10 protein-coding genes are annotated in these 16,122 nt (G+C 64.8%); 5 read left to right on the plus strand and 5 right to left on the minus strand.

Features of this window, described 5'->3' with window-relative positions:
* The coding region (locus tag J7024_RS04195) for a GH36-type glycosyl hydrolase domain-containing protein (protein WP_234744813.1) at positions 1-7,413 on the minus strand (7,413 nt) is incomplete at its 3' end.
* A 60-nt stretch (positions 7,414-7,473) separates the two neighbouring features.
* Positions 7,474-7,962 (minus strand): type II toxin-antitoxin system HicB family antitoxin, encoded by a 489-nt coding sequence (locus J7024_RS04200; RefSeq protein WP_233409997.1) that lies wholly within the window; start codon positions 7,960-7,962, stop codon positions 7,474-7,476.
* Positions 7,963-8,253: 291 nt separating this feature from the next.
* Between J7024_RS04200 and J7024_RS04205 the strand changes: the two genes are divergently transcribed.
* Positions 8,254-9,126 carry a slipin family protein gene (locus tag J7024_RS04205; RefSeq protein WP_124830765.1) on the plus strand — a complete coding sequence of 291 codons (873 nt, stop codon included), beginning with the start codon at positions 8,254-8,256 and terminating at the stop codon, positions 9,124-9,126.
* Between the two features lie 409 nt (positions 9,127-9,535).
* On the plus strand, positions 9,536-9,823 hold the full coding sequence (locus J7024_RS04210; RefSeq protein WP_124830764.1) for an integrase core domain-containing protein: 288 nt from the start codon (positions 9,536-9,538) through the stop codon (positions 9,821-9,823).
* A gap of 98 nt (positions 9,824-9,921) precedes the next feature.
* Here the strand turns inward: J7024_RS04210 and J7024_RS04215 are convergent, their stop codons facing one another.
* Genes J7024_RS04215 through J7024_RS04225 form a run of 3 tightly spaced genes read right to left on the minus strand, consistent with a single transcriptional unit; the run spans position 9,922 to position 12,331 of the window.
* Complete coding sequence (locus J7024_RS04215; protein WP_124830763.1) at positions 9,922-10,212, minus strand: DUF6587 family protein; 291 nt, start codon at positions 10,210-10,212, stop codon at positions 9,922-9,924.
* Positions 10,209-12,083, minus strand: a complete 1,875-nt coding sequence (gene feoB / locus J7024_RS04220; protein WP_124830762.1) for a ferrous iron transporter B — start codon at positions 12,081-12,083, stop codon at positions 10,209-10,211. The genes J7024_RS04215 and feoB overlap by 4 nt, the downstream gene beginning before the upstream one ends.
* Positions 12,080-12,331: a FeoA family protein gene (locus J7024_RS04225; protein ID WP_124830761.1), complete on the minus strand. Its 252-nt coding sequence runs from the start codon at positions 12,329-12,331 to the stop codon at positions 12,080-12,082. Before J7024_RS04225 ends, feoB begins: the two co-directional genes overlap by 4 nt.
* A gap of 307 nt (positions 12,332-12,638) precedes the next feature.
* On the opposite strand from J7024_RS04225, the gene J7024_RS37430 reads away from it, so the two are divergent.
* From J7024_RS37430 to J7024_RS04235, 3 genes are all read left to right on the plus strand, one after another.
* Positions 12,639-13,049: a DUF2182 domain-containing protein gene (locus J7024_RS37430; protein WP_409333482.1), complete on the plus strand. Its 411-nt coding sequence runs from the start codon at positions 12,639-12,641 to the stop codon at positions 13,047-13,049.
* 198 nt (positions 13,050-13,247) lie between these two features.
* Positions 13,248-13,613 carry a DUF2946 domain-containing protein gene (locus J7024_RS04230; RefSeq protein WP_124830759.1) on the plus strand — a complete coding sequence of 122 codons (366 nt, stop codon included), beginning with the start codon at positions 13,248-13,250 and terminating at the stop codon, positions 13,611-13,613.
* Between the two features lie 79 nt (positions 13,614-13,692).
* Complete coding sequence (locus J7024_RS04235) at positions 13,693-16,122, plus strand: TonB-dependent receptor (RefSeq protein ID WP_233409998.1); 2,430 nt, start codon at positions 13,693-13,695, stop codon at positions 16,120-16,122.

A 16,122-nucleotide genomic window follows, 5' to 3' on the forward strand; every position in this document is an offset into this window, starting at 1 on the left:
GGCAAGCCAGACGCGGTCGTCGGAGATCCGCGTGCGTACGCCGCTGCCGCTTTCGGGCAGCCACCAGTGCTGCATGTCGCCCTCGGGAAACTGGCGCGCCGCCGCCCGCAGCAGATGCTCGCGCGTCAGGGCCGGGCGAGCGACCGCGAGCGCCATGCCATCCTGCAGCTGGTCGCGAAAACCGTACGCGCCGCTCGCCTGATAGAAGCCCGCACGCGCCCAGATCCGGCACGACAGCGTCTGGTACAGCAGCCAGCGATTCAGCATCAGATCCATCGCGCGATCAGGTGTTTCGACCTGAACAGCGCCGAGCGTCTCGTCCCAGAACGCCGTCACGGCGGCGAATATCGCGTCGAGATCCGCCTGACGGTATTGCGCGATCAACTGTCGCGCCGTTGCCGCATCGGCGCCTTCGCCGAGCAGCAAGACGATTTCGACGCTGCCGCCGGGTTCGAGATCGACCGTGGTCTGCAACGCGGCACACGGGTCGAGCCCGGCGCCGACGCGGCCCGACAACGGCGACGCGCCGGCCCTGCCCGGAAAACCGGCGGGATCGCTCAGGACGCCATTGCGGCCGATGAACTCGCGCCGGTCCGCGCTCCACGAGGTTTGCAGGCCGCATAAATCGGCGAACGCAACTCTGCCGCGATACGCCTGACTCCAGTCGTTGCGGGCAAACAGCGCGCCGGTCGGGGGATCAATCTCGCTCGCGGTGTGTGGCGCCGCGACGCTGCGCGACGCCCCCAGCGCCCACTCCGCATAGGTGGCGACGGACAGCCGGCGGCGCCGACTCGACAGGTTGCGCAACGTCAGGCGGGAAATCTTGACAGGATCGGCCAGCGGCACGAACTGCAGCAACTCGACGGCGACGTCGGCGGCGGAATGCGCAAACCGGCTGTAGCCCTGGCCATGACTCGCCACGAAAGCGCTCGCGCCCGGCGCCTCGTCGCCGATCGAACCCGCCTGCGGTCCCCAGCGCACGCCAGTCTCGTCGTCGCGGATGTAGAACACTTCGCTCGGCGGATCGGTGACCGGGTCGTTCGACCACTGCGTCAGCGGATGCTCGCGGCTGTTCGTCACCCAGGTATAGCCGCCCCCCTCCGCAGATGTCAGGAAGCCGCACGACGGATTCGCGACGACATTGACCCACGGCATCGGCGTGCATTGCCCGGGCTGCAGGATCACGACGTATTCGCGGCCGCCGCGCGCGAAACCGCCGATGCCGTTGAAGTACTCGAGACCGACGCCGGCCTGTGCGCCCTTCGGTGGCAGAATCGCAGGCGGTAGCAGCGGCGGGCTCGCGGCATCCGGGCGCGCGGGCAGCGGCGAAGCCCCGAGGCGCCGCAATTGATCCACCAGCCGGCCGTTGCGCGCGGCGAGCACGGCCCGCGCAGCGGCCGGAAACAGGGCGCGCGCCGCCACCGTCATCAGGTCTTCACGCAGCACGAAAATACTGCCACGTCCGGCTTCGCCCGGCGGCTGCCGGGGTCGCACCAGCCCCTCGAGCGCCGCCTGCAAATCCTGCACATACGACGCCGCGCGCTCGTTGATAACGACCAGATCGACCTCGAGCCGCTTCATCCGCCAGTACTCGTGCGCGCGAATCAACTGTCGCACCATGGCGATGTGCTCGATGTCGTCGATCCGGACAAGCAGTATCGGCAGATCCCCCGATACGCCATGCGTCCATAACGGCGACGCGCCCACGCCGCCCGACGCCGATACCGCCGCCGCATGGCGCAGCAGCGTGGCGGAGCCCGGCCGCATCGACGCATCGCTGTAGAGCATGTATCCAGCCAGTTGCTGGAACAACGCGGCCTCGTCGAGGCTCACCGCGCTGTGCCGCAGTTGCACCTGCGCCTGGGTCCACGCGAGCATCGCCGCACGCGCGAACGATTCACCGTCGCGATGCTTGTCGACCAGATCGAGCAACTGCGCGCGCGAATCCGCGACGATGGTCCAGTAGACGATGCTCGCCTTCGCGCCCGGCTCGATGCGCATCTGCCGCCGCAACGTGAACGCAGCGTCCAGCACCGCGCCTTCGGAAGCACTCAGCGCACGCCGTTCGGTCAGCACAAGCGGCAAGTGAACGCTGCGCCCGCGTCCGATGACACGCAATCGATCGGTATCGAATTCTTCCGCGCCGACGGTTTCGCCGGCAGTCACCGCCAGATGAGCGGCCCAAACCTCCGCCTCGTTCGGCGCGCGCTTGCGGCGTGTCGCCAGAATTGCGCCGGACGCCGGCATGTACTCGGTCTCGATGAACAGCTTCGAGAATGCGGGATGCGCGTGATCGGCGGCGGCTGGCGCCAGCACGATTTCCGCGTACGACGTAAATTCGATCACCCGCGGCCGGGCGCCCGTGTTGGCCACCGACACCCGACGCACCTCTGCGTCGTCCTCGGCGGATACCACCACCTCGAGCGACGTTGTCAAGGTGCCGTCGCGACGCACGAACTCGGCGCGATCCTCGGTGAACGTCACGTCGTAGCTGTCCGGTGCCACGCCAGTGGGCTGCCACGTGGCCGACCAGACGTCGCCGTTCTCGGCGTCTCGCAGATACAGATAGCTGCCCCAATCGTCGCGCGTCGCGTCCTCCCGCCAGCGCGTAACGGCCAGATCGTCGCGACGGCTGTAGCCGGACCCTGCGGCCGTGAGCATCACGGCATAGCGGCCGTTGGACAGCAGATGCGTGACCGGGGCGGGATCGTTCGCGGACAGCAGGCGTCGCGCGACGCCTGCATCGATTCCATGCATCCTGCCGGCGGGGCGCGTGTCGACCCGCGGCCGCCCTGCCGCGACCCGGCCCGGCACCCGCTCCTGCAACAGCAGCTCGGTGGCTCGAACGGCCGGTTCCGCATGGAAGAAGGTGCGAATGCGCCCGCCCAGCAACGCATTGGCGATCGACACAATCGACATGCCCTGGTGATGCGCCATGAACGCCTGCACGATGGCAACCGGCACGCCTTCCGGCACGCGCGCGGGCGTATAGTCGAGCGCTTCGTAGAAGCCGAAGCGCCCGCACGCGCCGGCCGTGCGCAGCCGTTCGAAGTTGCACGCGGCGGCATGCGGCGCGACCATCGCCGCAAGCGCGGTCGCATAGGGCGCGACCACCAGATTCTGGTCGAGATCGCGCTTGAGCCCCAGCTCCGGCACGCCGAAGCTCGAATACTGATAGGTCAGCTCGATGTCGCGCGTGTTGTATGCCGACTCGGACATGCCCCACGGTAGCCGCAGCCCGTCGCCATAGGCGATCTGCCGACGCACCACCAGATGGTTGGTCCGCGCGAGCAGGCTGCTGTCCGGCGCGCGCATCACGAGCGACGGCATCAGGTATTCGAACATCGATCCCGACCACGAGACCAGCGCAGCGCCGTGCCCGATCGGCGTTGCCAGGCGGCCTAGCCGGAACCAGTGGCGCGTCGGGACATCCCCTTTCGCGATCGCGACGAAACTCGCCAGGCGAGCCTCCGACGCCAGCAGGTCGTAGTTGCCCGGATCGCGCTGCCCGTCGGCCACGGCGTAGCCGATCGAAAGCAGGTTCCGCACCGGGTCGAGCAGAAAGCCGAACTCCATCGCATAGGCCATCTGCAACGCGGAATCGGCCAGCATCTGAAGGCGCTTGTTCAGCACGTCCGCTTCGTCCGGCGTGCGCGTCGCGTCACGACAATGCCCTTGCACCACGTGCTCCAGCGCCTGCGCCCAGAACAGCACGTCGTCGACGTCGCCACCCCGCACCCGGCCGACTTCGTCCATCAGCGCGCGCGCGACGTCGGCGACTGTCGCAGCGAGGATCGTGATCGCGTTCCATTCCGTCGCGGCGCGGCCATCCGTCGCGGCGAGCGTGTCCTCCAGTTCAGTCGCGGCCCGCTCGAATTCGCAGTGCAAGGTCGTCCGGGCGTCGCCATTTCGGCACACAGCCTTGCGCAACAGCGCCAGCGTATCGCCGATCCCTTCATGCGCGGCCTGCCGTCCCACCCCAGTGGGCTGATTCGCCCACGCCCGGCAACCGTTGCCGAGCGCGATCAGGTGCCCGGCGAGATTGCCGCTGTCGACCGACGACACATACCGCGGTTCGAGAGGCCGCAGGTCGCGAGTGTCGTACCAGTTGTAGAAATGGCCACGATAGCGCGACATCAGCCGCATCGTCGCGAGAGTCGCCTCCAGCCGCGACACCGCGTCCAGCGTGCCAAGCCAGCCGAACTCGCGGGCGCTGACGACGGACAACAGGTACAGCCCGATGTTGGTGGGCGAAGTGCGGTGCGCGCAAACGGGCTTCGGGTCCTCCTGGAAATTGTCCAGCGGCAGCATCTGATCGTCCGTCGTCACGAACGTCTCGAAATAACGCCAGGTCCGGCGCGCGTCGCGCCGCAGTTGACGCGCATCGTGCGGAGTCACCGCCAACTCGCCCGCCGGCCGCGGTGCACGGCTCAACCAGTAGGCGATCGCGGGCGCCGCGAGCCAGACGAGTGCAAACGGCACGGCCAGCCAGCCCGTATGACGATCGAAGCGCCACCCCGCCGTCAGGCTGGCAGCCGTGGCAAGCAGCGCTAGCGTCACGCCGCCGCGCATTTGCAGATAGGTGGACGCGAGGGTTCGCCGGTCGCGCGCGCCCGCTGCGGCCGCTGTCGTCCATTCGAGCAGATGGCGACGGCTGATCGCCACGCGAAACAGCGTGCGCGCGATCGCGTCACCCATCGACCACGCCTGCTGCGGCAGCATGACGATCGACAGGCCAAACCGTGTCAAAGCAAAGCGCAGCTCCATCGACCACGCATGGAGCATGCTGCGCGTCGTCATCCTGACATGCGTGCGCCGCCAGCGCGGCACCAGCCCGCTCAATACGGGCAACAGGAACGGCAGCGCGATCGTTACCAGCACAAAGGCGATCCAGCCGAGCGACACGGGGAGCGGCTGCATCCATCCGACCAGTAGCGCAATGAGCATGGCGGGCGCCGTGAGCGTGCGGCGCAGATTGTCCAGCATCTTCCAGCGGCCGACCGCCGTCAGCGGTTCGTGGCCGAAAATCAACCATGGCAGAAGCTGCCAGTCCCCGCGCGCCCATCGGTGCAGGCGTCCCGCCGCGACGTCGTAGCGGGACGGCGACGCTTCGACGACCTCGACATCCGATGCCAGCCCGGCCCGCGCGAAAATGCCTTCGAACAGATCGTGACTGAGCACCGTGTTCTCCGGCACGCGGCCGGCGAGCACTGCCTCGAACGCATCGACGTCGTAGATGCCCTTACCCGCATAGGAGCCTTCGTCGAACAGATCCTGATAGACATCCGATACGGCCGATACGTATGGATCGATGCCGTGCGCGCTCGACGACACACGCTGGAACAGCGACCCCTCGTCGCCGCTCGCGAGTGACGACGTGACACGCGGCTGAAGGACGCCGTAGCCTTCGACGATGCGCCGGCTCGCCGAATCGAATATCGGCCGGTTGAGCGGGTGCGCCATCTTGCCGATCAGACGGCGCACGGTATCGCGCAGCAGCCGCGTATCGGCATCGAGCGTAATCACGTAGCGCACGTCAGACGGCACGCTCGGCGGCCTGCCTGCCTGCGAGATGAACGTCGTGTCCGATGCGCCGCGCAACAACCGGTTCAGTTCGTGCAGCTTGCCGCGCTTGCGCTCCCAGCCCATCCAGCATCGTTCGCCGTCGTTCCACACGCGCTTGCGGTGCAGCAGCAGGAAGCGCCTGCCTTCGCCCGGCGCCGCCGGATAAAGGCGATTCAACCGGTCGATGCCCGACGTCGCGGATGCCAGCAGTTCGTCATCGCTGTCCGCGTGCGGCGTGGGCGCGTCCACCCAGTCGGAGAGCAATGCGAAGTAAAGCGCGCCGTTGGGGCTCGCCAGATGATGAATTTCCAGTTGCTCGATCTGCTCGCCGAGCGCCGCTTCCGTCGTCAGCAGCACCGGCACGGCGACCATCGTGCGCAGGCCCGGTGGAATGCCGTCGAGCAATGCAAGGCCGGGCAGGATCTTCGCGCCGACATCGCGCATCACGCTGCGATTGACGAGCGCGACCGCGGCGTCGAGCGCGGGCAGCAGGCCAGCGAGGCCGAGCCAGATCATCCAGTGGCCGGGCGGTTCGACATGCATGAGCGATGCCAGCATGCCCGTCAGCAGCAGTGCGACAATCAACCCGATGCGGCCGAGATAACCGCCAAGACCAGCTTGGCGAGTCAGGCGCCGCAACCACAACGCAACGGGTGGCCGATAGCCGATTTCCGCTTCGAATGCGGCGCGGCCGTCTGCCAGCAGGTAGTAACCGGGATCCGTCTCGCGGCCCGGCATCGCACCGGCGGCCGGCGCGCGGCTCGCCCCCTGCGCCGCGGCATCGGCGACGACACGGCGGGCAATCTCGATCTCGCTGACGGGCGCCCCACGGGCAAGCGCTTCCACCGCGTCGCGATACAGGTTGCGCGTGGGGAAATCCATCTCCGCGAAGCCCGGGTGGCTGCGCAGCACCTGATCGACCAGGCTGATGCGCTCAAACAGATCGGTCCAGTCCACCTCCGAAATCAGCCGCATGCTGGTGATCACATTGCGCACGGTCAGGCTGGCGGCACCTTGCTGGTGGTTGACGGAGGCGACGATCTGGTCCGGCGTCGTGCCGCGCGCTGCCAGGTGCCGGTGCAGCCACGCCAGTGCCGGCGCGACGGCCGGATCGGGATCGTGTAGCCGCTGGATCAGTTGCACCGCGAACGCATCGTGCGATACGGCCTGCTCGTAACGGGCGACGAGCGGCCCCGTCTCCACCCGTGCCTGGCCGCGTTCGCCGAGCAGGCGATCCGCGAGCGCGTCGGCGTCGAGCCGCGCGCACCGGTCGTCGATGATCTGATCCGCGAGCCGCCGCAGGTTTTCGATCAGCACAATCCGCAGCGTGATCGCCACCGCCCACAGTTCGCCGATCGTCAGCGGCTCTACTGCCTGGTAAGCCAGCATGAAACGGCACAGCGCATCGGGATCGAAACGGCTGTCGGTATGGGCGACGAACGACCAGTTGATTCCGAACACGCGCGGATAACCGACGAACGGGCCGTTGCCGAGCTTGGGCAGTTGCCGGTAATAGCGCGGGGAAAGGTCGTCGCGGATCTGCCGCACCTGCTCCGCGACGAGATAGTAGTTGTCGAGCAGCCACTCCGCTGCCGGCGTGATTTCCTCGCCGCGCGCGTCTGCGGCCACCGTGTTTCGGTACGCCTTCAGCAGATGATCCGCGTTGTCCTTCAGCCGCGTCGCCAGAGACGGGCCAGAGGCCGCCCCGGGAAATACCTTCTGCGCACGCGCCAGACTGCCCGCATGCTGAGCAAGCCGTTCATCGCCGAAGAACTCCTCGCGAATCGGCCGTGCATTGCTCCATGGCGACGTCCGGCGTCGCGAAACACGCGCAACGTGAATCTTCAAGGCACCTTCTCCCCAATGATCGCACCATCCGTCCGGCTTCGCACCCGGTGCGCCGCACCGTTACCCCACTTCCGACAGCGATTTCGCGATTGGTTCGAGACGCACGCTGCCCTGCTGCGCGAATCGGTCGGCGGCGTTCGCGCACGCCATTGACACGAACGCATCGCGAGTCGTGCGCTGCGCGCTCGCCGTCATGTCGATGTCGCGCACGATGCGCTTCGGCAGGCACAGCTCGATCCGCACGGAACTCGAGGTCACTCCGGTCAGGTCGATATCGAAGAACCGCCAGATTCCGTCACCCAGGTCGACATCCGACGCCTGCAATATCGCCATGTCCGTGGTCGCCGGCGGCACGAGACGCGCGGAGCGGTCATAGCAGTCCATGACCTGTCGCGCCGCAGCCGCCTGCAACTCGCCATATGAGTCACCCTCCACCTCGATTTCCGGAAAATCCGGAAGCGCGCCGCGATAGCGGGGATTCCCTTGATGCGTGATATAGACCGGATATTTCATGAACCGCTCCCGACAGAAAATGGCGACGAACGTCATCGTGTGTCGAGGCGGCCCGACGAGTCGGTACGCTGAAGAACAGTCTGCGGGTCACGTTTCGTGGTGACTTGCCCGCCGTTCACGCACCGGATCGCCCGATGCCTCGCTATCCGGTCAGTCAAGCACGACGCGCTCGATCGAGGTACGGCACCGTACCGATTGGCACTGCAATGGAGCGCACGCTCACGTCAGGGGCCTCTGTCTCTGTTGCCAGAATACCCAAGACGACCTGGATGCGGCGTGCTTCATCGCTCATTCGGCAGGTCGTTGTCACCAAATCGGAACCTCGCCATGAATCCCATCACACTCGTTTTATCTGCTGCGTTCGTCCTCGCGGCATTCGTCATCGGCGCGTTGGGCTACCTGTATCTCGCGGTCCCCATTTTCATCGTCGCGGTCCTGATCGCGTTATCCGTGCGGGTCGCCAACGTCTGGGAAAAGTTCGTTATCCTTCGGATTGGCAAGTTGCAAAGCGTCAAGGGTGCAGGTTTCTTCATGATAATTCCAATCCTGGACAATGTTGTCGCGATCATCGACGAACGTATTCAAACCACCGCCTTCAACGCCGAACAAGCGCTGACCAAAGATACCGTTCCTGTCAATGTCGACGCCGTGATTTTCTGGCATGTCCATGACGCGCAGAAAGCCGCGCTCGCCATCACCGACTATCGCCAAGCAATTGACCGCGTTGCGCAAACCTCACTGCGGGAAATGATCGGGGCATCGATGCTGGCTGCATTGTTGTCGGATCGCAAGGCGGCCGACATGCACTTGCGCGACGAGATTGGCAGAAAGACCGTGGATTGGGGCGTGACCGTCCGCTCGGTCGAGACCCGCGATGTCGCGATCCCGGTCGCGCTGCAGGATTCGATGTCGCGCCAGGCGCAAGCCGAGCGCGAAAAGCAGGCACGGGTGATCCTCGGCTCCGCGGAGGCCGAAATCGCGACCAAGTTCGTCGAAGCGGCGCAGGTCTACGAAAATCATCCTGGTGCGCTTCAGTTGCGGGCGATGAACATCATCTACGAAACGACGAAGGAACGCGGAGCGACGATCCTGATTCCCAGTGCGATGGTGGACAGCCTGAATCCGGTGCTCGCGCTTGCGATTGCCGGATATGACGCGGCGGGCGCCGCGCCCGTGCCTGCGCTCAAGACAGCAGCGTAATCGCTAGCTGGTATTCACTCTCCGGCGACGCCTTGCGCAGATCGCCCGGACATGTCCGGAACGGGGGCACACCCACAATTTGATGACGAGACTGTTGCGAATACGCCTACATGGGCAGGAGGCGGAAATCGCTTCACCGCGTTGCAGCGCGGGGATGGTCGCGGCGAAGGTGGGGGTTACTCGCATTCCGGGGCGGTCGTCGATCCTGATACAGCGCCGATCGATGAACCAGCGTGACCGTGTCATTGCATGAAGATAGTGGCCGCGTTCGTGTCACAACGGCTGATCCTCGAATTGCATCTGGTTCGTCACCGAGACGATGCGGCCGACGCGCCACGCGACGGCTACTACTACGAGGTTCGCATGATTCGCGTCGGCAACGGGCCGGAGTTCGCTGGCAAGGTGTTGGATGCTGGGCCTAGAAGCCGGTGTCGCGCTGTCGTTTATTCGGCCTGGCAAGCCGGTGGAAAATGCCTATATCGAGAGCTTCAACGGGCGGTTCCGAGATGAATGCCTGAACGAGCGCTCGTTCGTCTCAATGCGCCACGCCAAACGGCTCATTGAGGAATGGCGTATCGAGTACAACACCGAGCGACCTCATAGTTCGCTCGGTTATCTGACACCCGTGCAGTTCGCCCGGGCGCACGATGCAAAGCAGCAGTTTTTAACCTCGGACTCTAACTGCAGTCCGGACTAAAACCGGGGGCAGGTCAAAAGCTCTACCGCACGTCGCGACGAACCGCTCATCTGCGTCGACGCGGCGAGCGGATCGCGGAGTCGTCGTCACGTGCAGGTTTACTTGCGCGGCGGATGGAACGTGATGGTTTGCTCGACGTTCGGGTCCGAAGGCCCGCAGGTGCCGCACGTTCCGCAGCCGTCTCCGCAGTCGCCAGTCGCGCCCTTCGGCTGCAGCCAGCGGCCCACGCGTTGCACCAAGGCTCCCCGCTGCGGGCGCAGCAACGACGCTGCCGCGCTCGCCTGCAACCGCGCAGTTGTTACGGGTGCGAGCTTGCGCAGCGCGGTCCACACGCTCGCCGCAACGAGCAGCGCAATCACGGCGTATTGCAGCAGCAGACCGGTGCTCATGCGAAGTGCGTGGCAATCTGGTACGTGACGAATGAAGCCGCATACGCCACGACGAACATATATCCGAATGAGATCACCACCGTACCCCACGAACGCGTTTCGCGGCGGATCACGGCGAGTGTCGACATGCATTGCGGCGCGAACGCAAACCACACCATCAGCGAGAGCGCACTCGCCACGGAGAAGTTCTGTGCGAGCGTGTGACCGAGTGCAGCCACATCGCTGTCCCCGCCTGCCACAGCGTAGACAGTGGCCAGTGCCGCTACGGCGGTTTCGCGCGCGGCGAAAGCGGGAATAAGCGCAAGACTCATTTGCCAGTTAAATCCGAGCGGTGCGAACGGCCATTGCAGCGCGCGGCCCAGGTAGCCTGCGATCGTGTAGTCGATGGCCGGCCCTGTTGCGCCCGCAGGGGGCGAAGGAAAGGTGGAGACGAACCACATGATGACCGTGAGCGCGAGGATGATGCCAGTCAGGCGCTTGAGGAAGATCGTGCAGCGCTCCCACAGACCGATTGCCACGTCGCGCGCACGTGGCATGCGATACGAAGGCAACTCCATCAGCAGCGCGTGCTCGCCACTGTCGCGGCGCAGATGCTTCATCACCCAGCCCACGGCCATCGCACCCGCGATGCCCGCCACGTAGAGCGTAAACAGCACGAGCCCCTGCAGGTTGAGGAAGCCGAGCACCGTGCGGTGCGGAATGAAGGCGCTGATCAACAGCGCGTACACCGGCAGGCGCGCCGAGCATGTCATGAGCGGTGCGACCAGAATCGTCGCAAGCCGGTCGCGTGGATCGGAGATGCTACGCGCCCCCATCACCCCCGGAATCGCGCAGGCAAAGCTCGATAGCAGCGGGATGAATGAGCGGCCCGTAAGGCCAACCGAAACCATCATGCGGTCCAAGAGGAACGCCGCGCGCGGCAGGTAACCTGACTCCTCCAGCACGAGGATGAAGAAGAACAGAACGAGAATTTCTGGCAGGAAACCCAGCACGGTGCCGAGTCCGCTGAGCAGACCGTCGGTGAGCAGGCTGCGCAGCGGCCCTTGCGGCAGCCACGCACCCGCGATGCCGCCGAGCCAGTCGAAGCCGTCGCCGATCGAGTCGGTAAGCGGTTTGCCGAGCGAATACACCGCCTGGAATACGAGGAACATTACCGCCGCGAGAATCAGCGGGCCAAGCACGGGATGCAGCACGACGTTGTCAATGGCGTCGTCGCGCGCGTCAGTGGCGCGCGGCATGGTCACGGCGTCAGCAAGGATCCGGCGTACGGCGCCGTGCAGATCGGCGGACCGTTCCGGCGTGGCGTCGAGTCCTGCGGCGTACGAGCCATCCGTGCTCACGCGGTCGAGCAGCGCGACGAGGGACTGTGCGCCGTTGCGCCGTACGGCAACTGTTTCGACCACGCGCATGCCGAGCGCAAGCTCGAGCTTTGGCACATCGACCACCACCCCGCGCCGCTTCGCGGCGTCCATCATGTTGAGCGCGAGCACGACGGGGCGGCCCATGCGCTTGAGTTCCAGCACGAAACGCAGATGCAGGCGCAGATTCGTCGCATCGGCCACGCAGACGACCAGATCGGGCGGCGCTTCGCCCGGGTAGCGGCCCATCAGTACGTCATGGGTGACGCGTTCGTCGGGGCTGGTCGAGTCGAAGCTGTACGCGCCGGGCAGATCGAGTAGCTGGACCTTGCGTCCGGCCGGCGTAACAAAGCGGCCTTCCTTGCGCTCGACCGTCACGCCAGCGTAGTTCGCCACTTTCTGGCGCGCGCCGGTGAGGAGGTTGAACAGCGCTGTCTTGCCGCAGTTGGGATTGCCGACGAGCGCGATACGCAGCGGCGCGGTCGTCGCAGGCGTTGCGGGCGCGGTACTCATGCGACAGCCTCAGCATTGATCCGAACCCTCACCCGAAGTGCTTCGGCGCGCCGAAGCGCGAAGCGCGTCGAGCCTATCTGCACGAGTAACGGGTCGGCGCTCCAGGGCGCACGCGCGACAACGCGTACGGGTTCGCCTGGCACGAAGCCGAGATCGCGCAAGCGCTGAGCGATCGGATCTCGCGCCAGAGTGTTTTCGACGCACTCGACAAAGGCGCTTGTGCCCTTTGAAAGCTCGTGGAGACGCATGGGGAACGATTGGAAATTGAAATGAGAATTGTTTTTATTATATCAGCGATATGCGTGCGCATCGCTGAATGCGACGCCACAGGACGGGACGGTTGATGGCATGCAGTCGGCCAGGAGCCAGCCGACCTCCCTCTGATTTCCCCGCTACTCGTCCGACGCACGCGCAAAGTATCGCCGTGATCTCGCGAAGCATTGCCCCATCCGCTGCGAGATCACACCACAGATGGAGCCTTTTACATGATGAACATGATGAGTTGGCCGATCGCGTGCTCCATTGCAAGCGGCATGGTTGTCGATTCATGCATGGGTGCCGGGTGCCGCGATTCTTGCGACCGCGGGCGCCTGGCCGCTATCGTCGCTCAAGGGCCGCTGCCGCGACCGGTGCCGCCCGCCAATGATGTTCATCTCGCAGCATTGGCATGGTGCTCACGAGCGGCGCGCGAGTTTCATGCCCGGCTTCCATGACGGCCTCTTCTGTATCGGCTGCTGCTGGGCGCTCATGCTCCTCATGTTTGCGGTTGGCACCGCGAGCATTGCGTGGATGCTCGCCCTTGCCGCCACGATGGGGGCGGAGAAGACGCTTTCGTTGGGGAAAGAAGATCAGCGTGCCGATTGGTGTCGGCCTGTTGTCCTGGGCGGCCCTGATCGTCGCCGAGAATCTGTGATACGGCGCACTCGCGCCCCTGTGTCAGATTGCCGCGGCGCCCCCCCGTCATAAAACGGATCCCGATTATCGTTTGTGGCAGCAACGCTCGCGCAGGTTTGCTGCTCGTTTGTCGCACCACCGGCGAACGGCAGCGATAAGAAGCCGATCACTGCCCTTGCTTGCGTGACTATGGCGCCACGCGAGGCGCGGTGGCCTGACACGGCACTTTCTTCAAGTGGTAAACTCCGCCGCAATCTTTTGTCCGCGACCATGACCTACCGACCCCGCAAGTACCTGACCGCATGGCTTGGCCTCGTCGCCATGTGGCTCATCGTGCTTGCGCCGCTCGTCAGTCAACTGGTCATCGCGGCACATCGCGACGACATCACAGCCGTGCGCTGCTCGGCGATGCAGCCCTCGGCCGACACCGGCCAACTGGGCCGGCACGATTCGCTTGCCGCCTGCGGCTATTGCGACCTGCTCGCCGATCAGGCAGTGATGCCCACAATACCGCCGTCACCGCTCGTGCTGATGCTGCTCGTCGTGATCGCTGCCGCGCCGGTGTTGTCCATCCGTCACACCCCGTTTGGTGCGTTCCCTTCCGGGCGACCACGCGCCCCGCCTGCCTTTTCCTGAAATCCGCTATTGACTGTTGCTGCGACGCGCCCGCTGCCGGCGCGCGCAGTCGTTCGTTCCACGATTCCAGGAAATTTTCATGCTGCACTTCGCATCGCGAAGGCTGGGCGCCCATGCGCGCAGCCGGACGCGTTTCGTCACGCTCGGGCTGCTGCCCCTCACACTGATTGCCCAGGCTGCGCATGCCGCAGCCGGGAGCAGCCCGGACTCAACCGCCTCTAACGCAACCCTCTTCAACGCGACGACAGGCGAGGCTGCAACGCCCACCGCGACGGCACCGAACACCACGGTGCTGCCGACCGTGACGGTCAACGCCAGCGCCGCTGGCGGCGCCGGCAACAGCAGTGCCAGGTCCTCCATCGACCCGAACATGCCGGCGTCGGTCGAGACCGTCACGCCCGACCAGTTCCGGAACTGGAACGTGGTCAACACCGAGGACGTGCTGAAGTACATGCCCAACCTCGCAGTCCGCAAACGCTTCATCGGCGACCTGAACTCGATCATCGCGGTGCGCGGGACGAGCAACACGCAAAGCGCGCGCGGGCTCGTCTATGCGGATGGACTGCTGCTGTCGAACCTGCTCGGCAACAGCTATTCCTTTCCGCCGCGCTGGTCGATGGTGTTCCCCGAGGAAATCCAGCAGGTCGATGTGATTTACGGGCCGTATTCGGCGCTGTATCCGGGCAATTCGCTCGGCGCGACGGTATCGATCACCACGCAGATGCCCACGAAGTTCGAGGCGGACGCAGACGTCAAGGCGTTCACACAGCACTTCAGCCTCTATGGCGTCAACCAGAATTTCAACGGCAGCGAGGCAAGCGCCTCGATCGGCAACCGCATTGGCAAGTTCTCGTTCTTCGTCGGCGCGAATCACTTCGAAAACACGAGCCAGCCCCTGCAGTTCGCAACACTCGCGAAGTCGACGACGCCCGCCAAACCCGGCGACACACAGGTCAGCGGCGCCTACTTCTACAACAATCAGACCAATGCACCGACCGCCGTGATCGGTGTGAACGGCGAAGGCATCGAGCACACGATCCAGGATCAGCTCAAGCTGAAAATGCAGTACGACTTCACGCCCACCGTGCAGGGGGCGTTTACGCTCGGCTACTGGCATCAGCAGTACAACAGCTCGACCTCCACATTCCTGTATGACGCCAACGGCAACCCGGTGTATGGCGGCCGGGTGAACATCGGCGGCTACGAGTACAACATCCCGGCATCGGCACTTGCGCCAAGCCAGGGGTGGAGCGAAAACTGGCTCTATGGGCTCTCGCTCAAGACGCATAACGCAACGGGATGGAACGGCGAGGCCATCGCTTCGTACTACGACATTACGAACAGCGTGGCACGCACAGCGAATGCGGGCGGCCCTGGCAACGGTCCAGGCGTCGTCACGTTCGGCGACGGCACCGGCTGGAAAACACTCGACCTCAAGGCAAGCTGGACGCCGCCCTCGCCGCAGGCCGGGCTCGCCAACCATGCCGTGACGTTCGGTTACCACTACGACAACTATTTCCTCGACAACGAAACGTACAACACGGCGGTCTGGATCGACGGTGGCGCGGGCAGCTTTGCGAATGCCTTCAAGGGCCGCACGCAAACCCAGGCGGCCTACGTACAGGATGCGTGGCGCTTCCTGCCGCGCTGGAAATTCGTATATGGCGTACGCTACGAGGACTGGCAAGCCTACGACGGCGCCCAGGCACTCGGCGGCGCGTACGTCTCCCTCCCCGATGTCAACCAGCATCACTTCTCGCCCAAGGCCTCGCTGTCGTTCGACGTGACGGACGACCTGACGCTGCGCGCGTCGATTGCACGCGCCTACCGCTTTCCCACCGTGAGCGAACTGTTCCAGGGGCAGGTCAACGGGTCGTCGATCGTCAACAACAATCCGAACCTGCAGCCCGAGGACGACCTCTCGAAAGAGCTGAGCGCCGAGTGGGCCCACTGGAACGGCGTATTCCGCCTGTCGCTCTTTCAGGATGACGTAAAGAATACGATCTTCAGCCAGACAGACACGACTGTGATCCCGAACGTGACGAACTTCCAGAACATCGGCAAGGTTCGTTCGCGCGGTGTCGAACTGAGCTATCAGGGCCAGGATGTGTTTGTACACGGGCTCGACCTGATCAGCAGCGTAGCCTATACGCAGTCGAAGATTCTCGAGAACGCGCAGAACCCGGCAACGGTCGGCAAATACTTCTACCGTATCCCCCTCTGGCGCGTCGATGTCGCGGCGACGTATCACATCGGGGAGCGCTATGCACTCATGCTCGCCGCGCGTTACTCGGGCCGCGAGTACAACACGCTGACCAATACCGATACGAACCCGAACGTGTTCGGCGGCACCAGTACCTACACGGTAGCGGATGCAAAGTTCACGTTCCACCCCACGAAGCTCAGCGATCTGAGCGTGGGCGTCGACAACATCTTCGACGCCCGCTATTTCGTGTACCACCCCTACCCCGGCCGCACCTTCTATGTCGAAGGCCGGTTGCGGATGTAA

Origin of the sequence: Burkholderia sp. WTPI3 (assembly GCF_021483755.1) — a bacterium.
GTDB lineage: Bacteria > Pseudomonadota > Gammaproteobacteria > Burkholderiales > Burkholderiaceae > Burkholderia.